Consider the following 310-nt stretch of genomic DNA (forward strand, 5'->3'; position numbering starts at 1 on the left):
GCCAAAGTCGAGGGGCTGATCCGGCGAGCCGGCCTGCGTTACGCGAACGCCGACCTCAGGCGGCTGGACATGCTCCAAGAGCGTGGCCTGGACCAGGGCGTGATCGCCCAGCTCGGCGCCTGCTCGTTCATCGACCGGCACCAGAACGTCGTCTTCCAGGGCTTCACCGGCTCCGGAAAGTCCTACCTCGGCTGCGCCCTGGCCAAGCAGGCATGTACCCACCGAATCCGGGCGCATTACATTCGGATGCCGGATCTGGCCGAGGCGTGGGCGTTGGCGCAGGACAAGCCGAACGGCAAGACGACGTTCT

The 310-nt window shown here is 66.5% G+C and carries 1 protein-coding gene; it reads left to right on the plus strand.

What is annotated here, in order from left to right:
• Positions 1-310: ATP-binding protein (locus tag G6027_RS17920; RefSeq protein ID WP_206682515.1), on the plus strand; the 310-nt coding region annotated here is incomplete at both ends.

Source organism: Dietzia sp. SLG310A2-38A2 (assembly GCF_014145095.1).
Lineage (GTDB): Bacteria > Actinomycetota > Actinomycetes > Mycobacteriales > Mycobacteriaceae > Dietzia.